Source organism: Caballeronia sp. EK, assembly GCF_014384845.1.
Taxonomy (GTDB): domain Bacteria; phylum Pseudomonadota; class Gammaproteobacteria; order Burkholderiales; family Burkholderiaceae; genus Caballeronia; species Caballeronia jiangsuensis.
The window spans coordinates 123,748-146,157 of sequence record NZ_JACSUE010000004.1 but is presented as its reverse complement, the minus strand read 5'-3'; the positions used below and the strand labels follow the sequence as shown (position 1 = coordinate 146,157).

General features: G+C 65.3%; 22 protein-coding genes. 10 read left to right on the top strand and 12 right to left on the bottom strand.

The genetic code is table 11. The features are described 5' to 3' along the window. The first annotated feature begins 178 nt into the window (after positions 1-178). Both IAG25_RS12905 and IAG25_RS12900 read left to right on the top strand, forming a co-directional pair. Complete coding sequence (locus IAG25_RS12905) at positions 179-1,474, top strand: MFS family transporter (protein ID WP_187605203.1); 1,296 nt, start codon at positions 179-181, stop codon at positions 1,472-1,474. Between the two features lie 227 nt (positions 1,475-1,701). Next, entirely contained in the window at positions 1,702-2,373 is a 672-nt protein-coding gene (locus IAG25_RS12900) for a hypothetical protein (protein ID WP_035502568.1), read from the top strand. Here IAG25_RS12900 and IAG25_RS12895 read toward each other — a convergent pair whose 3' ends face one another. Together IAG25_RS12895 and IAG25_RS12890 are read right to left on the bottom strand one after the other, a co-directional pair. Next, positions 2,374-2,535 carry a hypothetical protein gene (locus IAG25_RS12895; protein WP_187605201.1) on the bottom strand — a complete coding sequence of 54 codons (162 nt, stop codon included), beginning with the start codon at positions 2,533-2,535 and terminating at the stop codon, positions 2,374-2,376. Positions 2,536-2,598: 63 nt separating this feature from the next. Beyond that, positions 2,599-3,621 (bottom strand): AraC family transcriptional regulator, encoded by a 1,023-nt coding sequence (locus IAG25_RS12890; protein ID WP_187605200.1) that lies wholly within the window; start codon positions 3,619-3,621, stop codon positions 2,599-2,601. 180 nt (positions 3,622-3,801) lie between these two features. Between IAG25_RS12890 and IAG25_RS12885 the strand changes: the two genes are divergently transcribed. From IAG25_RS12885 to IAG25_RS12865, 5 genes are all read left to right on the top strand, one after another. Continuing rightward, a complete protein-coding gene (locus tag IAG25_RS12885) occupies positions 3,802-4,935 on the top strand; it encodes an acyl-CoA dehydrogenase family protein (protein WP_187605608.1) in 1,134 nt (377 codons plus the stop codon). 29 nt (positions 4,936-4,964) lie between these two features. Next, positions 4,965-6,671 carry an AMP-binding protein gene (locus IAG25_RS12880; protein ID WP_187605199.1) on the top strand — a complete coding sequence of 569 codons (1,707 nt, stop codon included), beginning with the start codon at positions 4,965-4,967 and terminating at the stop codon, positions 6,669-6,671. A gap of 15 nt (positions 6,672-6,686) precedes the next feature. Further along, positions 6,687-7,457, top strand: a complete 771-nt coding sequence (locus IAG25_RS12875) for an enoyl-CoA hydratase (protein WP_187605198.1) — start codon at positions 6,687-6,689, stop codon at positions 7,455-7,457. Further along, on the top strand, positions 7,454-8,572 hold the full coding sequence (locus IAG25_RS12870; RefSeq protein WP_187605197.1) for an enoyl-CoA hydratase/isomerase family protein: 1,119 nt from the start codon (positions 7,454-7,456) through the stop codon (positions 8,570-8,572). The genes IAG25_RS12875 and IAG25_RS12870 overlap by 4 nt, the downstream gene beginning before the upstream one ends. 107 nt (positions 8,573-8,679) lie before the next feature. Then, positions 8,680-9,390 (top strand): hypothetical protein, encoded by a 711-nt coding sequence (locus IAG25_RS12865; protein WP_187605196.1) that lies wholly within the window; start codon positions 8,680-8,682, stop codon positions 9,388-9,390. 80 nt (positions 9,391-9,470) lie between these two features. Here IAG25_RS12865 and IAG25_RS12860 read toward each other — a convergent pair whose 3' ends face one another. Together IAG25_RS12860 and ydiK are read right to left on the bottom strand one after the other, a co-directional pair. Then, a complete protein-coding gene (locus IAG25_RS12860; protein WP_187605195.1) occupies positions 9,471-10,013 on the bottom strand; it encodes a DUF6572 domain-containing protein in 543 nt (180 codons plus the stop codon). Between the two features lie 191 nt (positions 10,014-10,204). Continuing rightward, positions 10,205-11,377, bottom strand: coding sequence for an AI-2E family transporter YdiK (ydiK, locus tag IAG25_RS12855; protein ID WP_187605194.1), 1,173 nt, complete (start codon positions 11,375-11,377; stop codon positions 10,205-10,207). A gap of 341 nt (positions 11,378-11,718) precedes the next feature. Here ydiK and IAG25_RS12850 point away from each other — a divergent pair, with 341 nt between their 5' ends. The 3 genes from IAG25_RS12850 to IAG25_RS12840 are packed head-to-tail and all read left to right on the top strand — an operon-like array spanning position 11,719 to position 14,738. Continuing rightward, positions 11,719-13,458, top strand: a complete 1,740-nt coding sequence (locus IAG25_RS12850; RefSeq protein WP_035502527.1) for a pyrroloquinoline quinone-dependent dehydrogenase — start codon at positions 11,719-11,721, stop codon at positions 13,456-13,458. After that, complete coding sequence (locus IAG25_RS12845) at positions 13,458-14,066, top strand: c-type cytochrome (RefSeq protein WP_187605193.1); 609 nt, start codon at positions 13,458-13,460, stop codon at positions 14,064-14,066. The genes IAG25_RS12850 and IAG25_RS12845 overlap by 1 nt, the downstream gene beginning before the upstream one ends. A 24-nt stretch (positions 14,067-14,090) precedes the next feature. Next, complete coding sequence (locus tag IAG25_RS12840; RefSeq protein ID WP_187605192.1) at positions 14,091-14,738, top strand: ankyrin repeat domain-containing protein; 648 nt, start codon at positions 14,091-14,093, stop codon at positions 14,736-14,738. A gap of 148 nt (positions 14,739-14,886) precedes the next feature. Here the strand turns inward: IAG25_RS12840 and IAG25_RS12835 are convergent, their stop codons facing one another. From IAG25_RS12835 to IAG25_RS12800, 8 genes are all read right to left on the bottom strand, one after another. Further along, positions 14,887-16,032 carry an IS481 family transposase gene (locus IAG25_RS12835; protein WP_187605191.1) on the bottom strand — a complete coding sequence of 382 codons (1,146 nt, stop codon included), beginning with the start codon at positions 16,030-16,032 and terminating at the stop codon, positions 14,887-14,889. Between the two features lie 629 nt (positions 16,033-16,661). Then, positions 16,662-17,810: a DUF1501 domain-containing protein gene (locus IAG25_RS12830; RefSeq protein ID WP_187605190.1), complete on the bottom strand. Its 1,149-nt coding sequence runs from the start codon at positions 17,808-17,810 to the stop codon at positions 16,662-16,664. 4 nt (positions 17,811-17,814) lie between these two features. Continuing rightward, positions 17,815-19,233: a DUF1800 domain-containing protein gene (locus tag IAG25_RS12825; RefSeq protein ID WP_187605189.1), complete on the bottom strand. Its 1,419-nt coding sequence runs from the start codon at positions 19,231-19,233 to the stop codon at positions 17,815-17,817. 63 nt (positions 19,234-19,296) lie between these two features. Continuing rightward, complete coding sequence (locus tag IAG25_RS12820; protein ID WP_187605188.1) at positions 19,297-19,779, bottom strand: periplasmic heavy metal sensor; 483 nt, start codon at positions 19,777-19,779, stop codon at positions 19,297-19,299. Beyond that, positions 19,776-20,210: a hypothetical protein gene (locus tag IAG25_RS12815; RefSeq protein ID WP_187605187.1), complete on the bottom strand. Its 435-nt coding sequence runs from the start codon at positions 20,208-20,210 to the stop codon at positions 19,776-19,778. Before IAG25_RS12815 ends, IAG25_RS12820 begins: the two co-directional genes overlap by 4 nt. After that, positions 20,207-20,785, bottom strand: a complete 579-nt coding sequence (locus IAG25_RS12810) for an RNA polymerase sigma factor (RefSeq protein WP_187605186.1) — start codon at positions 20,783-20,785, stop codon at positions 20,207-20,209. Before IAG25_RS12810 ends, IAG25_RS12815 begins: the two co-directional genes overlap by 4 nt. 200 nt (positions 20,786-20,985) lie before the next feature. Beyond that, the gene (locus IAG25_RS12805; protein ID WP_255503723.1) at positions 20,986-21,237 is read right to left on the bottom strand and encodes a hypothetical protein; all 252 of its coding nucleotides are present in this window, start codon (positions 21,235-21,237) and stop codon (positions 20,986-20,988) included. Between the two features lie 175 nt (positions 21,238-21,412). Continuing rightward, positions 21,413-22,327 carry a LysR family transcriptional regulator gene (locus tag IAG25_RS12800; RefSeq protein ID WP_187605184.1) on the bottom strand — a complete coding sequence of 305 codons (915 nt, stop codon included), beginning with the start codon at positions 22,325-22,327 and terminating at the stop codon, positions 21,413-21,415. Between the last annotated feature and the right edge of the window lie 83 nt (positions 22,328-22,410).

Here is a 22,410-nt window from a genome sequence, read left to right as displayed (position 1 = left end):
AACCGCGCGGCTGCGCGAATTCGCCTATGACTTCCGGCCGTGTTCGGCGCGCCACGTGAGCGCGCTTTCGCCCGAACCGTCGTATAAACTTGCGCCCGAACGCCGCAAGAGCGCCCGGACCGGGGTCGCGAGCCCCGGCAAACGCCATCCAGACAGTGACCAAGAGATCAGAAACAACATGACCGACCTTCCCGCTTATACCGCAGAGGACACCCGGCGCCGCGTTTTCGCAATCGTCGGGGCCTCGTCGGGCAACCTCGTCGAGTGGTTCGACTTTTATATCTACTCGTTCCTCGCGCTGTATTTTTCGTCGGCGTTCTTTCCGGGCGGCAATCCGACGGTTCAGTTGTTGAACACCGCGGGCGTGTTCGCGGCGGGGTTCCTGATGCGCCCGATCGGCGGATGGCTCTTCGGCCGTATCGCCGACAAGCACGGCCGCCGCAACGCGATGATGATCTCCGTGCTGATGATGTGCGGCGGGTCGCTCGTCATCACCTTTCTGCCGACCTACGCATCGATCGGCGCGTGGGCGCCGTTTCTGCTTCTGATCGCGCGCCTGTTCCAGGGTTTGTCCGTGGGCGGCGAGTACGGCACGAGCGCGACCTACATGAGTGAAGTGGCGCTGCGCGGCCGGCGCGGTTTCTTCGCGTCGTTCCAGTACGTGACGCTGATCGGCGGCCAGCTTGCCGCGCTGCTCGTGCTGGTGGTTCTGCAACAGTTTCTGTCGACGGAAGAACTGAAGGCGTGGGGCTGGCGCGTGCCGTTCTTCATCGGCGCATGCGCGGCGCTGGTTTCGCTCTACCTGCGACGCTCGCTCGATGAAACCTCGACCGCCGAAACGCGCGATCGCAAGGAAGCGGGCACGCTCGCCGGGCTGATGAAGCACAAGGCCGCGTTCATGACCGTCGTGGGCTTCACGGCGGGCGGCTCGCTGATTTTCTACACGTTCACGACCTACATGCAGAAGTATCTGGTCAACACGGCGGGCATGCATGCCAAAACCGCCAGCAACGTGATGACCGCCGCGCTCTTCGTCTACATGCTGCTGCAGCCGCTGTTCGGCGCGCTGTCGGATCGTATCGGCCGCCGCGCGTCGATGCTGTGGTTCGGCGCGCTCGCGACCATCGGCACGGTGCCGCTGCTGCACGCGCTGTCCACGGTGGCGAGCCCGGTCATGGCGTTCGTGCTGGTCGTGATCGCGCTCGCGATCGTGAGCTTCTATACGTCGATCAGCGGTCTCATCAAGGCGGAAATGTTCCCGCCGGAAGTGCGCGCGCTGGGCGTCGGCCTGTCGTATGCGGTCGCCAACGCGGTGTTCGGCGGCTCGGCGGAATACGTCGCGCTGTGGCTCAAATCAGTGGGCAGCGAATCGACGTTCTTCTGGTACGTCACGGTGATGTGCGCGATTTCGCTCATCGTTTCCTGGCGCATGCTCGATCCGAGCAAGGAAGGTTATCTGCGCAACGAGCCGTAAGCTGGCCGGCGGAATGCGTGTGGCGGCGATGCAACTGTCGCGTCGCGCGCGTGCCATGTCCGCCACGCTTGCCGATGACGTTAGTATGGTGTTTTATGCGGTATGTGGACGGCGCACCGGTCGAGGTGCGCAGCGATATTCGGGAACCGGATATGCATGCGCGCGGATCTCGCGCGCGCAACGCTGATGCGCACAATCGGGCGCGTCGGTCTGCCTGGAGCCTGTTCATGGAAGATTTCGACGAAACGCTGTTCCTTGTCTGGCGGTCCAATCTGAACGTGCTGGTTGGGACGCCGGGCGGCGCTGCGCGTCTCGCGCGCATGATGAGCTTCTCGCCGACGTTCATGAAGCTGATCGTCGCCGGTCAGCGCGATTTCAACGAGGAATTCGTGCGCGGCATCGAGCTCGTGACCGGCCTGCCGCCGCACTGGATGGACGAGCGCCGCACGCTGGAGGAAGTCCCGGCGGACGTCCTGCGCGCGATCGACGAGGAAACGCCGATGGCCGTGTTTCGCGGCACGGCTCATCCCGCGCCGAAGCGCTCCGTGCTGCGCGGCCCCGAACCGCTGCTTTCCCAGACCGAGGCGACGCGCCGCGTCGCCGATCTCGCCCAGCAACAGGCCGAGACGAACCGCCGCGATCTGCTCTTTCGCAAGAATCGCGAACTGCTGTCGCAGGATTTGCGCCGCCTGGAGCGCCAGCTCGGGCTGCTTCAGGTTGAAGGCATGCAGCCGAAGGTCGACGAACTCATCGCGTCGGATCGCATGAGCGAATCGGCGAAAGCCGACCTGACCGGGCGTCTCGAACAGATCGACAAGCACGTGAAGCTCCTGCACCAGCATGTGGAAAAGCTCGTGGTGCTGCTGTCGAGCCCGGATGAGCCCGAAGCGGGCGAATAACTATTTCTTTTTGCCGTCCTTCGGGGTGTCCGGCTCGGGGTGCACGGCGATCGGATCGCTGGCGGGGAAAGTTTCTTCCAGCGCTTCGTCGAGCAAATCCTCTTCGTTGGCCGGGTCCGGCCGATCCTGCTTCGAACGTTCATCTCGGCTGGCTTTCTTCATGGCGCGCTCCGTGATGCGAGGTCATCGTCGATTCAATATAGCAGCCCGGAAGCACGCCCGCAGTCAGCCCTCCCGGCGATAATCCGCGGGGCGCACGCCCGTCCACTTTCTGAACGCGCGCCGGAATGCGCTCGGTTCCGCGAAGCCGAGCGCGTCGGAGATCTGCGGGATCGTCTGCTGCGTGTGCGCGAGGCGCGCGATCGCGAGATCGCGTCTCAACGCGTCCTTGATCGTCTGATAGGTGAGTCCTTCCTGTTTCAGGCGGCGTCGCAGCGTCGCTTCGGCCATATGGAGCGCCGAAGCGATGCTCTCGGCTTCGGGCCAGTCCGTCGGCGCGGTTTGCCTGAGGCGCGTTCTGATGCGGGCCGCGAGCGAATCCGGATTGCGATATTTCACGATGAAGTTCGCCGGCGCGTCGCGCAGGAAGCGCTTGAGCGTCGCGGGCGTCTGCACGACCGGCAGCGCCGCGCATTCCGCTGACAGGTCGACGAACGAGCGCGTTTCGTCGAATCGAAGATCGTTGCAGAACATCAGCCGGTATTCGTCGCTGTCGGCGGGCTCGGGACAGCGCATATGCGCCGCCAGCACCGGAATGCGCCGCCCGACCAGCCAGCACAGCAGCCCGTACACGAGGATGAACCCCGTCGCGTAGGCGAACATCGTCTTGGGCGGGCCTTTGTCATCGAGCCAGATGCGCACGCGCGTTTTGTCGATATCGAGTTCGAAAGTCAGCTCGTCGAGCACGAGGCGCATGAAGTTCGCGATGCGCGCGAGCGCCTGCGCGCCGTCGCGCGAGGACAGCGCGGCGTGGCACAGGAGCACGAAGCTCCCGCGCCGCATCGGATGCGCGTCCTGGCCGAAGAACTCGTCGTCGAGCACGTCGGCGGTGGCGTTCCACAGCTTGCCGTACTGCACCGGCGACACGCGCGCGCGCGGCGAATCGAGCGTCGCCGGCGCAATGCCCGCGGCGGCCAGCAAATGCTCGCGCGTGACGCCGCGCGCCTCGGCGCATCGCAATGCCGCCTCGACGAGACTCACGGAAATCGAATCGCGCTCGATCTTCTTTTTGGGACTTGGGGTTGTCACTAGGTGGCCAAAGCGCTCAGTTAGCGTGATCGTTTTGGGCATCGGCTAACGTCCGGCGATTGCCTAGACTCGTGCTCAGACGGCCCATCCGCCCTTCATCGACGACCCGGCGGCGGCCAGAAAGTGTATACGATCGATACGGTCCGCCGCCCCGGCCTCATTCACCGAAGACGACACATGATCGACGCATTCCTCACCGAAGAGCAGCGCATGATCCGCGACGCGGCTCGCCAGTTCGCCACCGAAGTGCTCGCGCCGAACGCGGGCCAATGGGACAAGGACGGCGCCATTCCCGACGCCGTCGTGCGCCAGTTGGGCGAGCTCGGCCTGCTCGGCATGGTCGTGCCCGCCGAGCTCGGCGGCACCTTCAGCGACTACACCGCCTACGCGCTCGCGATGGAAGAGATCGCCGCCGGCTGCGCGTCCTGCGCGACGATGATGAGCGTGCACAACTCCGTCGGCTGCGGTCCGATCCTCGCCTACGGCACCGACGCGCAAAAGGCCGAATGGCTGCCGAAGCTGGCGAGCGGCGAGATCATCGGCGCGTTTTGTCTGACGGAGCCGCAGGCCGGCTCGGAAGCGAACAACCTGCGCGTGCGCGCCGTCGAAAAGGACGGCAAGTGGGTTCTCTCCGGCAGCAAGCAGTTCGTCACGAACGGCAAGCGCGCGGGCGTGGCGATCGTCTTCGCCGTCACCGATCCCGATCAGGGCAAGCGCGGCATCTCGGCCTTCATCGTGCCGACGGACACGCCCGGCTTCAACGTCGGCGCGCCGGAGCACAAGCTCGGCATCCGCGCGTCCGATACCTGCCCGATCACCTTCGACGATTGCGCGATTCCCGCCGCCAATCTGCTCGGCAAACGCGGCGAGGGCCTCAAGATCGCGTTGTCGAATCTGGAGGGCGGGCGCATCGGCATCGCGGCGCAGGCGCTCGGCATCGCGCGCGCGGCCTTCGATGCGGCGCGCGCCTACGCGAAGGAACGCGTGCAGTTCGGCAAGCCGATCCACGAGCATCAGTCGGTCGCGAACATGCTCGCCGACATGCAAACGCAGATCAACGCCGCGCGCCTTCTGATCCATCACGCGGCGCGCATGCGCACGGAAGGCATTGCCTGTCTGTCGGAGGCATCGCAGGCGAAGCTGTATGCGTCGGAGATGGCCGAGCGCGTGTGTTCCGATGCGATTCAGATTCACGGCGGATACGGCTATCTGCAGGACTACCCGGTGGAGCGTCATTATCGCGATGCGCGCATCACGCAGATCTACGAAGGCACGAGCGAAGTGCAGCGGATGGTGATCGCACGCAACGTTTGACTCGCGCTTAAAAAAAGACAGGAGACGCAATGAACGACGCCCACGCTTTCATCGAAGCACGAGACTTTCTGTTTGCTCATCGTACCGATTACGACACCGCGTATCGCGACTTCAAATGGCCGTCGCTGGATCGCTTCAACTGGGCGCTCGATTATTTCGACCCGATGGCGCGCGGCAACGATGCGCCCGCGCTGCATATCGTCGATGAAGGCGGCGGCGAGACGCGTCTTTCGTTCGCGCAGATGAGCGAGCGCTCCGCGCGCGTCGCGAATCATTTGCGCGAGCTGGATGTGAAGCGCGGCGAGCGCATCCTGCTGATGCTGCCGAACCGCGTCGAGCTATGGGAAACGATGCTCGCCGCGATGAAGCTCGGCGCGATCGTGCTGCCCGCGACCACGCAACTCGCGCCCGCCGATCTGCGCGACCGCATCGCGCTTGGCGGCGTGCAGCACGTGATCGTCGATGCGGCGGAGACGCAGAAGTTTCACGACATCGAGGTGCCTGGCCTGCGCATCGCCGTGGGCGGCGCGAAGGAAGGCTGGCTCGCGTATGAAGCCGCTTACGATGCCTCGCCTGAATTCGTTTCGGATGCCGTAACGAACGCGAACGATCCCTATCTGCTGTATTTCACGTCGGGCACGACGTCGAAGCCGAAGCTCGTCGCGCATACGCATCAGAGCTATCCGGTCGGCCATCTGTCGACGATGTACTGGATCGGCCTGCAACCCGGCGACGTGCACTGGAACATCAGTTCGCCCGGCTGGGCGAAGCACGCGTGGAGCTGCTTCTTCGCGCCGTGGAATGCGCAGGCGTGCGTGTTCATCTACAACTTCAGCCGTTTCGACGCGACTCGCGCGCTCGACGTGCTCGTCCGGCACGAAGTCACGACGCTCTGCGCGCCGCCGACCGTGTGGCGCATGCTCGTGCAGGAGCCGCTCGCATCGTACGAGGTGAAGCTGCGCGAGATCGTCGGCGCAGGCGAACCGCTCAATCCTGAAGTCGTCGAGCGCGTGCAGGCGGCCTGGGGCGTGCCGATCCGCGACGGCTACGGCCAGACCGAAACCACCGCGCAGATCGCGAACACACCGGGTCAGCGGCTCGTGCCCGGCTCGATGGGCCGCCCGCTGCCGGGTTATCGCGTGGCGCTGCTCGATCCCGACGGCAATCCGGCGGAGGAAGGCGAGATCGCGCTCGTGCTCGATCCGCCGCCGCTCGGCCTGATGACCGGTTACGCCGACAATCCCAAGGCCACCGAGAACGCCATGCGCGACGGCTTCTATCGCACGTCCGATGTCGCGGCGCGCGGCGCGGACGGCTATTTCGTCTATGTCGGCCGCGCGGACGACGTGTTCAAGTCGTCGGATTATCGATTGAGTCCGTTCGAGCTGGAGAGCGTGCTGATCGAACATGAGGCGATCGCGGAAGCGGCCGTCGTGCCGAGCCCCGATCCGCTGCGCCTGTCGGTGCCGAAGGCGTTTGTCACGCTGCGCCACGGCTATTCCATCGGACCGGAATTAGCGAAAAGCGTGTTCGCGTTCTCACGCGAGCGGCTTGCGCCCTACAAGCGCATCCGCCGTCTGGAATTCGCGGAATTGCCGAAGACGATCTCCGGCAAGATCCGCCGCGTCGATCTGCGCAGACAGGAAATCGCGCGCACGCAGGATGGCGCGCGCGGCGAGTTCGAGTTTTGGGAAGAGGATTTCCCGGAGCTGCGTCAGACCAGCAAAGCCGACTAAAAAGGAATCCCCACGATGATCGAAGTCACCCGCGACGGTGCAACCGTCACGATTCGTCTCGCCCGTCCGCCGGCCAACGCGTTCACGGCCGATGGCCTCGCGACGCTGCAGGAGACCATCGAAGGCCTGAACCGCGATGCGCAGGTGCGCGCGATCGTCGTCACGGGCGCCGGCCCGAAATTCTTCAGCGCGGGCGCGGACCTCAATCAGTTCGCCGATGGCGACAAGGCGCACGCGCGCGTCGCCGCGCAACGCTTCGGCGCGGCATTCGAGGCGTTGCAAAACGCGCGCGCGGTGACCATCGCCGCGATCAACGGCTATGCGATGGGCGGCGGACTCGAATGCGCGCTCGCCTGCGATATCCGCATCGCCGAGGAACATGCGCAAATGGCGCTGCCGGAGGCGTCGGTCGGGCTCTTGCCGAGCGGATGCGGCACGCAGACGCTGCCGTGGCTCGTTGGCGAAGGCTGGGCGAAGCGCATCATCCTGACGGGCGAGCGCGTGGATGCGCAGACCGCATTGCGCATCGGTCTCGTCGAGGAAGTGGTCGCGAGCGGCGGCGCTTATGAAGCCGCGTTGACGATCGCGGCCCGCGTCGCGTCGATGAGCCCGGATGCCGTCGCGTATTCGAAGCCGCTGATTCACGCCGCGCGCGAAGGCGTGCCGCGCCGCGCGGCACTGGCGCTCGAACGCGAGCGCTTCGTCGATCTGTTCGATGGCGCGAATCAGCGCGAAGGCGTCGCCGCGTTCCTCGAAAAGCGCAAGCCGAAGTGGAGCGTGTCATGAGCACGCAAGGATTGTTGCGCGACGCGCCGGAGGTCGGCTTCGAGATCGTCAACCGCGTGGCGATCGTCACGCTCGACCGGCCGCACGCACTGAACGCGCTGTCGCACGACATGATCGCGCTTCTCACCGAACGCTTTGCGCAATGCGCCGCGGACGACGCCATCGCGGCGGTCGTGCTGCGCGGCGCGGGCGACAAGGCGTTCTGCGCGGGCGGCGACGTGCGCAAGCTCTATCACGCGGCGCGCAACGATCCGCATCACGAGACGCCGTGGCTGAAATTTTTCATCGACGAATATCGGCTCGACTTCACGGTGCATCGTTTTGCGAAGCCCGTGATCGCGCTGATGGACGGCATCGTGATGGGCGGCGGCATGGGGCTCGCGCAGGGCGCGGCGCTGCGCATCGCGACCGAGCGCACGCGCATGGCGATGCCCGAGACGCGCATCGGCCTGTTGCCCGATGTCGGCGCGACGCACTTTCTGCGCGTGCTGCCGCGCGATCTCGCGCTGTACGTCGGTCTGACGGGCGCGCGTCTTTCGGGCGCGGATGCGAAGCGCGTCGGGCTCGCGGACGAATGCGTGCCGTCGACATGGCTGCGCGGCTTCATCGAGCGCCTCGACACGCTGCGCTGGGACGATGCACAGGATGCGATGACGCAACTGAAGCGCGTGTTCGTGCCGGCCGCGAACATTGAACGACACGCACCGCTCGACGATATCCGCGCGCAGATCAAGCGTCATTTCAGCGTGTGCGCGACGGGCGGCGTGGAGCGCATCACAGCGTCGCTGGCGATGGACGAATCGGACTGGGCGCGCGCGACGCTCGCCACGCTCGAAAGCCATTCGCCGACGATGCTCGAAGTGACCTGTCACGCGCTCCTGCGCGGCCGTCAGATGACGCTCGCGGATTGCTTTCGGATGGAACTCGGTGTCGTGTACCGCGCAATCGACGACGGCGATTTCGTCGAAGGCGTGCGCGCGCTCATCATCGACAAGGACGAGCGGCCGCGTTTCGCGCCGACCACGCTCGCGCAGGTGCGTGCCGAGCGCGTGCAGCACTTTCTCTCGTCGCCGTGGCGCCGGGAGATGCATCCGCTCGCGGACCTAGGCGCGTAATCTCCTGACGGAAATCGCAAGCAAATGTTTCTGCGGCGAACCGGCGAAATGGCCGATGGTCGAACGGGGCTTATCGATCATCGGACAATTCAAGAGGGGAACCGACCATGCCGAACCGTACGTCACGGCTCGCAGTTCTGTCGGCCGGCATCGCATTCGCGTTGATCGCGCCGGCCGCATCGTATGCACAACTCAATCTCCAGCAGTTCGGCTTCGGCAGCGGCAGTTCCGAAGTGGCCGGCGGCGCGAACGGCGCGGCGCAGCCTTCCGCGCTGAACTCGCTCGTGCAGGGCTATCTCGGCGCGAACCAGCAAGTGCTCTCGGGACAATCGAATCTTGCATCGGCGATGGGCATGTCGAGCGTCGCGAGCCAGGCGCAATCGGCGGCGGGCGTGTTGTCGGGCGCATCGGGCGGGAGCGGCGTGCCGAGCACGAGCGTGCTGTCGCAACTCGGCGGCACGCAGCAGAGCGTGTCGCAATCGTTGATGCAGGCGTTCACGAGCGGCTCCACGCCGCCGCCGACGGCCGCGAGCAAGCAAAGCTTCAGCGACGGCCTCGCCTCGCTCGGGCAGGGCGTGAAGCAGTACGCCGGATTGCAGTCGAATCTCGGCTCGGTGACCAATTCGATGAACATGTCGTCGCTCCTGCAGGCCGGCTCGAATCCGGCGACCGCGCAGGCTGCGAGCTATATCGCGCAATCGGCGCCGGGACAGTTGCAGTCCCTGGTGCAGACGCTCACGCAGGCGGTGCAGTACGCGAAGACCAATGGCATCTCGGTGCCGTCCGTCGCTTCATCGGCATTGAACGGCGTGAGGTAATCGGCGCGCGCAACAAGAAAAGCGGCGGGCTCAGGGTTGAGCCACGCCGCTTTTTGTTCGATTGCACGGGATCGTTCGCTTCAGTGACTGGCGGCCTGTCGCATCACGAGCCGCCTGAGCACGGGCAGCGCTTGCTGCCGGCGCGTTTTGGGCGTCGGGGACGGGAGATAAGAAATATCGGCGACATCCGCGAGTTGCTTGGTGAGCGGGTCCGCGTCGAGCACTTCGAGCGCGGGCGGCTCGACGGGTTCCGCATTGACGTGCTCCGGCTTGTCGACCGTGATGCCGAGCGAATGACGCACATCCACGCCGCGGATGTGCGCCTTGTATCCGGCGTCGGCGAGCACGCGTTCACGCGATTTCCAGAACTCGACCCCGGACGACGTCATGGGATGCATCGACACATATTCGACCACGATCTCATAGCCGCGAACTTTCGGGTAGCTCAGCAGCAACTGTCCCGAACGAATGTAACGGATGTAGCGGTCGATCTTCTTCGTGAGCAAATCCTGATGCTCCTTTTCATCGCGCCAGTCGAGATCATCGAAGAGTCCGACATAAACGCGCTTGAAAAGAATATTCACTCCGATGTAATCGATGACTTCCACGTCACGCAAAGACATGGTCAATCCCCTGCGCCCTCAAACGGGCAAATAACAATGGAAGGCATTGTAACGGATTCACACCGTTGAATAATCGCAAAACGGCGCATTAACTCGGATAGAGTCTCATTTTAGTAAGACTCCGAACTTTCGATTTAAGCGCAATCTGATTGGCGAGAATAAAAACAACAAAATGTGAATCTATTTATCAATCAGGTCTGCCTTCTCGATGCATCCGCCAGATCCCGTGTGGACGTGGCTTTGGCGATTTCTTCGTTACTCGTCGCCTCGACTTGCGGCAGCGGCGGCTGCTCGTTGATCCATGCATTAAGAATCGTCGACGTCACCGCGAGAATCACGGGACCGATGAATAATCCGACTATTCCGAATGCAAACATGCCGCCGAGCACGCCGGAAAGAATCAGCAGCATCGAGAGATTCACGCCGCGCTTGATGAGAATGGGCCGCAGGAAATTGTCGAGCATGGCGATCATGATCGACCATACGAGCAGCAGCGACGCGGCGACATTCGAGCCGTGCCAGTAAAGAAATGCGACGCCGCCCAGAAGCGGCAGCAGCGGGCCGATTTGCGCGAGACACAGCATCAGCATGATGGCCGTGATGATGCCCGCGGCCGGCACGCCCGCGAGCGCGAGCCCGATGCCGCCGAGCGCCGACTGCGTGACCGCCGTCACGACGATGCCGAGCGCCACCGCGCGGATCGCGAGGCCGGCGAGCTTGACGGCTTCCGCGCCACGGCGCGCGGCGATGCGCGTCGCGAAGCGGGTGACGAAGCGTCCGGCCGCCTCGCCGTTCATGTACAGAATGCCGGAGATGATGACGGTGATGACCATATGCATCACGAACACGCCGACGACCGCGGCATGCGACAGCATCCAGCGCGCGGCGATCGTCACGTAGGGTTCGAGCTTCGCGAGCAGGCCGCCGGGGCCGGCGTCGGAGAGCGACTGCCATTCGGTCGCGACGCGCGCGCCCGCGAGCGGAATGTCGTGCACCCAGCCCGGCGGCGGCGGCAGCGCATAGGAAGGCAGGCTCTTGATGGCCGCCATGATCTCGCCGCCATGCAGCGCGAGCGTGGAGATCGCTTCATAGAGCGGCAGGACGATGACGATCAGCAGGATCAGCAGCATCACGGTCGTCGCGAGCCAGCGGCGGTTGCCGACGCGACGCTGCACGCCGACCATGAGCGGCCAGGTCGCGACGACGATCGTCGTGGCCCAGATGAGGCCCGGCAGAAACGGGCGCAGGACGTAGAGGCTGCCGACCGTGAGCGCGGTCAGGATCGTGATGACGAGCAGGATGCGCGCGATGTCCACCGGCTGGCGTGGATTCGGATTCGGCTGCCCGTTGTAAGGGATTGGCATGGTGCGTCCGGATGAAGGTGATGGTCGATGCGGCGCTCGGGTACGGGCGTAGCGCGCAGCGAGAGATGAACAAGCGATAAGCGAAAGCCGGCGATCCGGCAAGCTGTTCCCGGCGTAAGGGGCGCAACACAACGGCACGCCAATCCATACTACTAAAAATCACGGCGCGCCTGCCCCTGAAATACCCTTCGTCCGATGCGTGACGCGTCGAACGCAGTCTTTGCACGAAATCTGGAAATGCCTTTTTAAATTGCCTATTCTTTTTTGCGGGCGCAGAAGAGGGCAAGTGATGCTCCGCCGCGCACCACGAGGACGACACAAAAACTATTTGGGAGACTGACATGGCCGGTTTTTCCCGTACCTCGCTCGTTCCGCTCATTGTTGCCTTCGGTGCTTTCGGAATCGTGACATCGCACGAAGCCTCGGGCGCCGACGAAATCCAGAACACCAACACGACGCAAGCCGCACCGGTTCCGAGTTCGCTGCGACCCATCTCGCAGCAACAGCTCGACGGCGCCGCGGGCGACAGCGCGTCCTGGCTGCATTCGAACGGATCGTATGCCGAAACGCGCTATGCGCCCGCGACGCAGATCAATACGTCGAATGTGGCGAAGCTCAAGCCCGCGTTCATCTTCCAGACGGCGGTGATGGAGTCGATGGAAACCGCGCCGATCGTTTCGAACGGCGTGATGTTCCTCACCACGTCGTACAACCACGTCTATGCGATCGACGCGGTGACAGGCAAGGAGTTCTGGCATTACAAGCACAAGATGGGTCCGGTCACGACCTTCTGCTGCGGCCCGAACAATCGGGGCGTGGCGATCTCGGGCGACCGGCTCTTCATGGGCACGCTCGATGCGAAGCTCGTCGCGCTCGACGCGAAGACCGGCAACGTGCTGTGGTCGACGCAGATCGCCGATCCGGAAGAGGGCTATTCGGAGACGATGGCGCCGGTGGTCGTCGACGACAAGGTGCTGATCGGCACGAACGGCGGGGAGTACGGCATACGCGGCTTCGTGAAGGCGTTCGATGCGAACTCGGGCCAGTTGCTGTGGACCTTCTACACGATCCCCGACACGGGCAGCGAAGGCGTGTGGGCGGAGAACGACGCGGTCGGCCGCAACATGAAGCGCGATATCGCGGCCGAGAAGAAGACGCTCGCGGAGAAGGGCGGCGACTTCAACAAGACGCTCGGCGGCGGCGTGTGGATGGCGCCCGCGATCGATCGCAAGACGCGCACGGTGTACTTCGTGGTCGGCAATCCGTCGCCGGATCTGTATGGCGCGATTCGCCCCGGCGACAATCTCTATACGGATTCGCTCGTTGCCGTCGATCTCGATACCGGCAAGTACAAGTGGCATTTCCAGTACATCGCGCATGACGTGTGGGATCTCGACGCGGTGAGCCCGCCGATCCTCGTCGACGTGAAGGACAAGAACGGACAGATGGTTCCCGGGATACTCCACGGCGGCAAGACCGGCTTCGTCTACGTGCACGATCGCCGCGACGGCAAGCTCATCCGCATTTCGGAGGCGATGATTCCGCAGGAGGGCGTGTGGACCCTGCCGACACCGACCGGCGCGCGCATGCTGCCCGGCGCGAACGGCGGCGTCGAATGGTCGCCGATGGCGTTCAGCCCGAAGACGCGCATGGCTTATGCGGCGAACCTGCATCAGCCGATGACGTATCAGGTCGAGGAAGCGGCGTATCCCGGCGGCAAACTGTGGCTCGGCGGCGCGTTCAAGACGATTCCGTCCGAGCAGCAATGGGGCAGGCTCGTCGCGGTGAATGTCGATACCGGCAAGATCGCGTGGGGTTACAAGACCGATCAGCCGTTGATCGGCGGCGTGCTCGCGACCGCGGGCGGCCTCGTGTTCAACGGCGAAGGCAACGGGCTCTTCCGCGCCTTCGATGCCGCCAACGGCCGCAAGCTCTGGGAGTTCCAGTGCGGCGCGGGCGTCAACGCGCCGGCGGTGTCGTATATGGTGAACGGCAAGCAATACATCGCGGTCGCGGCGGGCGGCAACACGCAGCTCGACTTCAAGCGCGGCAACAGTCTGCTCGTGTTCGCGCTGCCTTGATGATGACGCGCGCGAAACGTGTGCGGGTCTGGCTCGTCTACGTGCTGTGGATCGTCGCGTGCGTGCTGCTGTCGCTGCCTTCCCTGTCCCGCGCGAATGCGCAGACGGCGGCCGCCAAGGCTGCCGTCTGCACCTCGTGTCACGGGCTCGGCGGCAACTCGACGACGGGCGATTATCCGTCGCTCGCGGGGCAGACATCGCGCTATCTCTATCTGCAACTGCGCGACTTCAAGGCGGGCCGCCGCAGCGATCCGCGCATGTCGCCGATGGCCGCGAACCTCACAACCGACGACATGCACGATCTCGCCGACTATTTCGCCGCGCAAAAGCCGATCGCCACCGACTTCAAGGCGGACCCGGTGAAGGTCGAGGCGGGCAGGAAGAAGTCCGAAGAGATTCTCTGCACGATGTGTCACCTCGGCGGCTTTTCGGGGCAAAACGAAATTCCGCGCGTCGCGGGGCAGCAGTATCCGTATATCGTGAAACAGTTGCAGGACTTCCGCGACAGGAAGCGCACCAACGACGCGGGCAACATGACGAGCGTGTCGAAGAATCTCACGGACGCGGATATCGAGAACCTGGCGAACTACATCGCGAATCTGCAATGACGCTTTACGAAGGCCCTTATAACGATGACAAAACCCCTTCGCTTGCTGACACTCGTTCTGTCGATGACATGCGCGTTGGCTTACGCGCAGCAGGACGCCTACACGCTCAACGAGCGCCTGCTTTCCGCGACCCGCGACGGTGATCAGGCGGCAGTCGCGCGTCTCATCGATGAAGGCGCGGCGATCGATTCACGCAACCGCATCGGCGACACGCCGCTCATCAGCGCGTGCAAGAAAGGCCTGACGCCGATGGCGCGCATGCTGATCGAGCGAGGCGCGAACGTGAGCCAGGCGGACGTGCAGGGCATCACGCCGTTGATGGCCGCGGCCTTCGACGGCAACGACGAAATCGCCGCGCTGCTTATCGCGCATCATGCGGATGCGGCCGCGACCGATCGCGTCGGCAAGACCGCGATTGAATATGCGGCTGGGCGCGGGCACACCGCTATCGTGCAGCGCCTGCTCGATGCGGGCGTCGATGTGAACGCGGCTTATCGCAATCACCTCACGGCGTTGATGTGGGCGGCGGGCTACGATCAGGAAGAGACGGCGTCGATGCTGCTCGCCCGCGGGGCGAAACGCGATCTGCAGGACGATCGTGGCATGACCGCGAAGGATATCGCCGAGCAGACTCATTCGACGCATGTCGCGGCTTTGTTGTCGAAGGGTTGAAGGCGCGTTCGGGTTTGTTGCCGGATCCCGTATTCGTGTTGGTTTATTAGCACTGCCCCTGTGCGGGGCGGCAGTCACTTTCTTTGCTGCTGTGTATAGACCGGGGACATGGTTGACACTTTCGTCGGGGACATAGTTGACACTTTGATCATCGTGTATCGGGCTGGTTCGGGTCAAACGTCATGAGTCGGTGATGCGCGAAATAGAGGTCGTAGGCATCGGCAATCGTGCTGCTCGGTCGCGCCGCGATGTGCAGTCCGTGCAGTGCGCTGGATACGCGCAAGCGGTGCTTTCCAAACGTCACCTTGCCGTTCCAGCCCACCAGCAGGACCTGATCATCCGGTCCGTATTCGAGCGGTGGCAGGCGGCTGGGCATCGCCCGCGCACTGGGCCGATAGCGCGAGATCGGCGTCGCCATGCCGATGCCCGCATGCGGGCGCTCAAAGTTATAGCTTTGCCGCCAGCGGTCGAATTCAGCCTGCACCTGATCGGGCCCGGTGAAGCTGCGGTGATTCAGCACCTCGGCCTTGAGCGAGCGATGAAAGCGCTCGTCCTTGCCGTTGGTCTGCGGGTGATAGGGACGGCTATGGCTCATACGAATACCCAGCCGAATGCATCGGATGGCCAACTCGGTCAATTCGCCAGGCTTGCTCGGCGTGCCCCACGGCGCGCCGTTATCGGCGTTGATCTGTTGCGGCAGCCCGTAACAGGCGAAAGCGTTTCGCAGGTGCGTGTACACCGTCTCGGTGTCCTGGCTGCAGCACGCCTGCAGCACGAGGTTGAAGCGCGAATGATCGTCGATCACGGTGAGCGGGTGGCAGCGCCTTTGATCGAGCATGCCGAAGTGGCCCTTGAAATCGATTTGCCATAGCTCGTTCGGCTCGGCGCGCTCGAAACGGGTCCAGGCGGTGGCCGCCTCCGACGCCTTCTCGCCGATGCATCCATGGCGCTGCAAAATGACATTGACCGTGCTGTGCGAAGGCACGCCTTGCAGGCCTTGATCCTTCAGGCGCCGGCTGATCTTGTGCGCGCTCCAGGCCGGATGCTGGCTTCGCACCTCGAGCACCCGCGCTTCGAGTTCGTCGCAGGTCCGATTCGGGCTGCTGTGCGGACGTCGGGAGAGATCGCCCAGCGCCTCGCGGCCCCCGGCCTGATAGCGGTTGACCCACTTGTATCCGGTCTGCCGGCTGATGCCAAAGCGTTGGCACAGCTCGCTGAAAGCAATCTTTTGTTGCAGGGCCAGGGTCACGAATTCAAGGCGAAGTTGCATGGTGTCCTGCGGGTTCCAAGGCATGGTCGGGTCCAGGCATCGAGATGCCTGAAAGTGTCAACCATGTCCCCGCGGATCTGTCAGCTATGTCCCCGGTCTATACACTGCTGCAAAGAAAGTAACCAAAGAAACAGCTATCCCCAGCCTAAGCACTTCACACCGGCCGCGGCACAGGCGATTGGCCTAATGGCCCGGCAGTAGCGAGTGCCCTCGAAGGTCTCGCGGGTCTTGGACCGCGCACGGTCCGACACATCGCACCACACAAGAAACTGGTTCAGCACCAAATAGCTCCGGCCCGCTTCGCGGCCGATGGGTCAATCGGGTGCGCGCGGGCTTCTTCGATGGTTTCCCTTGCATACCCAACGGCAGCGCGTAGCGCTGTGCCGAAGCTATTTCGTGCTGAACCAGCGCGCTAAAACGTCTAGCTCGTCAGACCGTGCGCGATCCAAGCCCGTTGGGGCCTATGAGAGCCACACTTAGGCGAGTGCCACGGGCGGCTGGCAAGTATGGCCAACGTGCGTGTGACCGCGGGCGATGAGAAGCTGCTTTCTTTGGTTACTTTCTTTGCAGCAGCAAAGAAAGTGACCCCCGCCCCGGGGAGGGGCAGTGCTAATAGACCGACACGAAACCGGGATCCGGCGAAAACCCCCGCCTCAACCGATCAAAATCCGTCGCCCGAATGCCTGACCGCCAGAATCCGGAAACAGCGTCGCGCCGACGCGCTGCGGATCGATGCCGAAACTCTCCCCCGCCGCGCTCGCGATGACCGCATCGAGCCCGACCGTCGGCTTCAGGTCGCGCGCCTGATACAGCGACGCATTCGCGAGCCCCGGCCAGTCCGCGAGCACGCGCCCGCCTGCCACCGCGCCGCCGACGATCATCGCCGCCGACGCCGTTCCGTGATCCGTGCCGCCCGTGCCGTTCGCCGCCGCCGTGCGGCCGAATTCGGTCGCGACGAGCACCGTCGTGTTCGCCCAGTGTTCGCCGAGCCCATCGCGCAGGGCGGCGAGCATCGTGTCGAGCGCTTTCAGTTGCGCGGCGAGGCGCGGGTTCTGCGCGCTGTGCGTGTCCCAGCCGCCGGTCTCGATCATCGCGATGCGCGGGCCGTCGGGCTTGCCGAGAAAGCTCGCCGCGAGCTTGCCGAGGCTCGCCGGATCCTGACGCGCGCCCGCGTCGGCGGCGAGGCCGCGCGCCTGCATCGCGGCGTCCCAGAGCGGATGAAGCTGCGCATCGCCCGCATAGAGTTGCGAGACGCGTGTGAGGAGATCATCGGGCGCCTGCGGCAACGACGACGGCGCATAGGACGTCACCTCGGCGCGTCCGCGCAGCGCGAGCGGCACGGTCGGCGCAAACGCGACGGCATCGGCGCGCGGCGCGGGCAGCATCGACAGCAGGCGGTTCATCCAGCCGTCTTTCATTTGATAAGGCGCGTTGCCGCCCGTTTCGAGCACGTTCTGGCCGTCGAAGTGCGAGCGCTCGCGATACGGCGATGCCACCGCGTGCACGAAGAGCGCCTGCCTGTCGCGATACATCTGCGCGATCTGCTTCATCGACGGATGCAGCGCGAAAGTGCCGTCGAGTTTCGTCGCGGTCGATGCGTCGATCGCGAGCGGCCCGCGCAGCTTCGCGTAAGCGGGATCGCCATAAGGCACGACGATGTTCAGTCCGTCCGCCGCGCCGCGCTGGATCACGAAGACGAAGCGCCGGTCGGTCTCGGCGGAGGCGAACACGAGTTGCGGCGCGACGAGCATCGCACCGGCGCTCGCGCTTGCGCACCACAGGAATTGGCGACGCGTCAGCATGGCTTCATCTCCTCAGAAAATCGGGCGACACGAGCAGGAGCGCGAGCGCGGTCGGCGCGCTTTCGGCGCGTGACACGGCGCTCGCGGTTGCATCGGACAGCGCACCGGGAAGCAGTTGCGGACCGAGCGTGCGGGCGTCGAGCCGGTCGCCCGCGCGCGCCGCGAAACGCTGCGCGAGCTCGACGCGGCGCACCAGCGCATCGGGCGCGGCCCAGCTCGCGGCGATATCGTCGTAACCGGCGGGCGAGCCGGGACGCCAGACCTGCTGGCCGAGCTGCGTCAGAAGCGGCGCGGCGCGCACGCCTTGCAGGTCGATACGGCCGAGCCCGCGCAGCGACGACACCGTCCAGTCCCACGGCGTCTTGAACTTGGCGGGCGCACTTGGCCATGCTTCGGGCGCGTCGGCCAGCACGCGATACACCGACGGCAGATCGCCGCCCGTATCGCTGAAGACGCGCGCGAGCCTGTCGACGAGCGCGGGCGGCGGCGTATCCGCGACGAAGTGGCGCGCGAGCTTCTCCGCGACGTGATGCGCGGTCGCGGGCGAATTCGCGAGATCGTGCAGCACGGCGAGCGGCTGCGCTTCGTCCGTCTGCGCGTACTGCTTGCCCATCACGGTGCGCACGCCCGGCTCGTGCAGACGCGGGCGAAACACGAACGCGCCGGGCGGCGTCGGATCGTTGGGATTTTTCGCGGCGTTCGCCGTCATCGCGCCGAGGCTCCAGCCGGTCAGCGCGCGCGCGAACTCGGTCACGTCGGCCTGCGTGTAGCCGCTGCGCACGCCGAGCGTATGAAGCTCCATGATCTCGCGCGCCAAGTTTTCGTTGAGGCCGCGCTTGTTGTCGGGATTGCGCATCGCGGCGCGCGCGGCGGCGGGACTGTCGGGGCCGACCGAGCGCGCCTGATCCAGAAAAATCTGCATCGCCGGATGCCGCTCGGCCGCGACCAGCATGTCCTCGAAGCGCCCGAGCACGTGCGGGCGGATCGCCTCGTTCTCGAACGATCCGGCGAGCATCGCGACGGTCGGCTTTTCGATCGACACGGCGAAGTGGTTCGCCCAGAAGTGCACGAGACGTTCGATGAACGGCGCGTTCGTCGTGAGCGCGCTCGTCACGCGCGCATCGACGGCGTTGCGGTAAATGTCGCGGATCTGCTCGCGGTATTGCTTGCGTACGGCGGGCTTGTCGGCGTCGCTCGCATCACGCAGCGCGCGCTGGCGATCGGCGAACTGGGCGGCGAGCGCGGCGCTCGACGGCTCGCCGTTCAGCGCGGGCGGCATCGCCTGATACGCACTTGCGCGCGGATCGGCCTGTTCGATGAGCCAGCCGCGCGGATCGGCGGGCAGCGGCTCGCCCGGACGCGCGCCGAGCCCGAAGCGATTCACCGCGATGGCGGCAGGCGAGAGTTGCGGCGCGATGGCCATGACGTGCTCCGAAGTGCTCGATGCCGGTTAAACGTGTGTGCGCGGAAAACCCGTCGCTTTTCGTCATTGCTGCGGACGCTCGTCGGGCGGAACGGCGCGCAGCGGACCGTAGCGCTCCATCGCGCCGACGAGCTTCAGCCGCTCGTCGGGCGTGAGTGTCGATGCGAAATCCGCGACCGTGCCTTCGATGCGCGCGCGCAACGCGACGTCGGCTTCGCGCGTGCGCGAGAGGGCATCGTCGAGCGCATGGCGATCGAAGTCGCGCGCCGCGAGGACATGCGCGAGATCGATGCGTCCGTCGCGGGCATCGCGAATCAGCGGCAGGCTTTCGCGGCGCGTCTTGCGCAGGGCGTCGCGCAGTTCCTTCTGGCGCTCGGGCGACAGATCGGCGGCGGCGAAACGGATGCCGCGTTGCTGCGCGGCTTCCGTGCGCTTCTGCGCGAGCGGCCCGGACAGCCAGTAAGCGCCGCCCGCGATCGATCCGAGCAGAAACACGTTCAGCACGAGCGATACCGCCGCGAGCGTCTTCAGCGTGCGCAGGCTCATTGATCGCTCCAGTCGGAAGGGGCGCCGCCGAAGGCCGTGCCCGAATAGGATTGCTCGAACCATCCGCCGTGCGCGGGTTCGCCCGGCGCGGGCGCCAGCAGCGAAACCAGCAGCGCGCCCGCCACGACGCCCGCAGCGCCAGCGCCGACGAAGCCCACGCCCGAAAACCAGATGCGCGGGCGACGCCAGAAGGCGCGCGCGGGTCGCGTGGGCGCCGAATCGACGATGCGCCGCACGAACTCCGGACTGGCCGCCGCGACGGCGTGAGCGTCGAGCATGCCGTCGAGCGCGCGGGCTTCGGCGAGCGCGGCGAGCGCTTCTGCGTCTCCGGCGTTCACGAGCGCGAGCGCCGCGTCGCGTTCGCCGGCGGGCCAGCGTTCCGGCGACGCGCCGTAAGCCTCGGTGATGTGGCGGAATCGTTCGGGTGTCATCGATGTTCCTTCGGGGCGTCGCCGCCTGACTGTGCGAGATCCGCGAGCGCGGCCCTGAGATTGCGGCGCGCGCGGGCGAGCAGACTTTCCAGCGCATGGACGCTCACGCCCATCAGCGCCGCCGCGTCCGCGTTCGGCAATTCCTGGTAGTACTGCAGCACGAGCGCCTCGCGCTGGCGCGCGGGCAGCTTCGCGAGCGCCGCCGCGATGCGCTCGTTCGCGTGCGCGGCCTCGATCCGCTCGTCGGGCAGCGGCGCGACATCGGCCTGTTCGGGCAGATCGTCCGATACGGTTGTCTCGCGATGACGGCGCAGGCGGTCGTAACACAGATTGAGCGTCACGCGATGCAGCCACGTATCGAAGCGCGCCTCGCCGCGCCGCCACTTCGGCGCGATATTCCAGATGCGCAGGAACGCTTCCTGAGCCACGTCGTCGGCCTCGTCACGGTCGCCGAGCATGCGGGCCGCGAGCGCGACGATGCGCGGGAGCTTCCTCGCGACGATCTCGCGGATGGCTCCCGGTTCCCGATTGCCGACGCGGGCAATGAGCGCGGTGTCCGGATCTTCTTCTTTCAATGTGTTGTCGGGTGTCGGATTGCCCGGACGCTGGGCGGGTTATCGCGTTGGTGCGCATGCTCAGTAAACGACGACCGGCCCGCGATAGTAGACAGGGTGCGCCGGATACACGACGCATCCGGCGAGCATCACGGCGACGAGCCCCGCTGCGATCAATGTTTTCATCATGATGGGCTACCTCGATGCGAACGTGCTGCGGCTCATGCCCAATGCCCTTCGACCCAGCGCCAGTTCGGACCGTGCTGCACCCAATGTCCCGGAATCCAGCGATAACCCGCGCGCACCGGCCGCCAATGTCCCGGCGCCCAGACGTAGCCGCCATGCGCCCAGCGCCAGTGGCCCGGATCCCATGCATAACCCGCGCGCGGCGGCGGCGGCGGTTCGACGCGCGGCGCGGGCGGCGCGGCGGGCGCGACGATGATGGCCTGCGCGTCGGCAGGCGTGCTGTGCATGGCTGCAAACGAAACCGCGATGACCGGCGCGAGCACGGCGGCCGAAAGCGCCGCGCGCAGCGGCGAAGGTGTTTTTTTCATGACGTGTCCCGTCGTTTCAGGTTGCGACGAGAACTTGAACGGCGCGACGGAGCGATTTCCGTCGCGCGTTTGAAGGCGAATTTGTAACCGGGTCTTACGCGAACGCGTCGATGCCGGCGACCAGACGTTCGGCAAGGCGCGGCTGCCGTAATTGATCGGTCCACCATTGCAGCGCGCGGCCTTCGTGATCGCCGCGCCACGCGACGTAAAGCACGTTCGGCTCGCGCGGATCGGCCGTTTCCTTCTCGACGAGTTCGCCGCGCGCAAGCAGCGATTGCACGCGATGCCGCGGCACCCAGCCCGTGCCGAGCCCTTGACGCTGCGCGAGGATTTTCGCGCGCATCGTCGGCACGGCGAACGCGGCCTGTCCGCCTAGCACGCCGTACGCGCGTCCCGCCGAGCGCGACGAATCCGCGACGACGACCGCCCGATGCGCCGCGATCTGATCGCGCTTGAGCGCACCGTTGATCGTCGCGAGCGGATGACGCGGCGACACCGCGAACACCCACTGCATCACGCCGAGCTCGAACCAGCGCAGGCCGGGAATCGCCGGCGGCTCGTTGGTCGCGCCGACGATCAGATCCGCGCGGCCGTCGCGCAACGCTTCCCAGGTGCCGCTCAGCACTTCGTGGGTGATGCGCAGCGCGACGCCGGAATCGAGCGCATCGAACGCCTGCACGACCGGCAGGAGCGTCTCGAATTCGAGGATCTCGTCGCAGACGATCCACAGCCGGTCTTCCCAGCCGCTCGCGATCTGCTTCACGCGTTGCGCGAGACGCGACACGTCGAGCATCAGGCGCGATGCCTCATCGGCGAGAAGATGGCCGGCGGGCGTCAGTTGCAGGCGATAGCGGCGCCGGTCGAAGAGCAGCGCGTCGAAGCGCGTTTCCAGTTGGCGCGCGGCATGCGATACCGTCGACGGCGCCTTGCCGAGGCGCGCCGCCGCGCGCGAGAGGCTGCCGGTTTCGCGGATCGCATCGAGCAGCGAGAGTTCTTCCTCTGACAACATGTTCGACTCCATCGAACGAGTTCATCGTCCGGATCGTACGGCAAAAGCGGCGTGGCGGATCAACATGAGCGTCATCGGGATAA

Coding starts and splice junctions, on each gene's coding strand:
- IAG25_RS12905 (WP_187605203.1), top strand. CDS start 179: ATGACCGACCTTCCCGCTTATACCGCAGAGGACACCCGGCGCCGCGTT.
- IAG25_RS12900 (WP_035502568.1), top strand. CDS start 1,702: ATGGAAGATTTCGACGAAACGCTGTTCCTTGTCTGGCGGTCCAATCTG.
- IAG25_RS12895 (WP_187605201.1), bottom strand. CDS start 2,535: ATGAAGAAAGCCAGCCGAGATGAACGTTCGAAGCAGGATCGGCCGGAC.
- IAG25_RS12880 (WP_187605199.1), top strand. CDS start 4,965: ATGAACGACGCCCACGCTTTCATCGAAGCACGAGACTTTCTGTTTGCT.
- IAG25_RS12875 (WP_187605198.1), top strand. CDS start 6,687: ATGATCGAAGTCACCCGCGACGGTGCAACCGTCACGATTCGTCTCGCC.
- IAG25_RS12870 (WP_187605197.1), top strand. CDS start 7,454: ATGAGCACGCAAGGATTGTTGCGCGACGCGCCGGAGGTCGGCTTCGAG.
- IAG25_RS12865 (WP_187605196.1), top strand. CDS start 8,680: ATGCCGAACCGTACGTCACGGCTCGCAGTTCTGTCGGCCGGCATCGCA.
- IAG25_RS12860 (WP_187605195.1), bottom strand. CDS start 10,013: ATGTCTTTGCGTGACGTGGAAGTCATCGATTACATCGGAGTGAATATT.
- ydiK (WP_187605194.1), bottom strand. CDS start 11,377: ATGCCAATCCCTTACAACGGGCAGCCGAATCCGAATCCACGCCAGCCG.
- IAG25_RS12850 (WP_035502527.1), top strand. CDS start 11,719: ATGGCCGGTTTTTCCCGTACCTCGCTCGTTCCGCTCATTGTTGCCTTC.
- IAG25_RS12845 (WP_187605193.1), top strand. CDS start 13,458: ATGATGACGCGCGCGAAACGTGTGCGGGTCTGGCTCGTCTACGTGCTG.
- IAG25_RS12840 (WP_187605192.1), top strand. CDS start 14,091: ATGACAAAACCCCTTCGCTTGCTGACACTCGTTCTGTCGATGACATGC.
- IAG25_RS12835 (WP_187605191.1), bottom strand. CDS start 16,032: ATGCCTTGGAACCCGCAGGACACCATGCAACTTCGCCTTGAATTCGTG.
- IAG25_RS12830 (WP_187605190.1), bottom strand. CDS start 17,810: ATGCTGACGCGTCGCCAATTCCTGTGGTGCGCAAGCGCGAGCGCCGGT.
- IAG25_RS12825 (WP_187605189.1), bottom strand. CDS start 19,233: ATGGCCATCGCGCCGCAACTCTCGCCTGCCGCCATCGCGGTGAATCGC.
- IAG25_RS12820 (WP_187605188.1), bottom strand. CDS start 19,779: ATGAGCCTGCGCACGCTGAAGACGCTCGCGGCGGTATCGCTCGTGCTG.
- IAG25_RS12815 (WP_187605187.1), bottom strand. CDS start 20,210: ATGACACCCGAACGATTCCGCCACATCACCGAGGCTTACGGCGCGTCG.
- IAG25_RS12805 (WP_255503723.1), bottom strand. CDS start 21,237: ATGCACAGCACGCCTGCCGACGCGCAGGCCATCATCGTCGCGCCCGCC.
- IAG25_RS12800 (WP_187605184.1), bottom strand. CDS start 22,327: ATGTTGTCAGAGGAAGAACTCTCGCTGCTCGATGCGATCCGCGAAACC.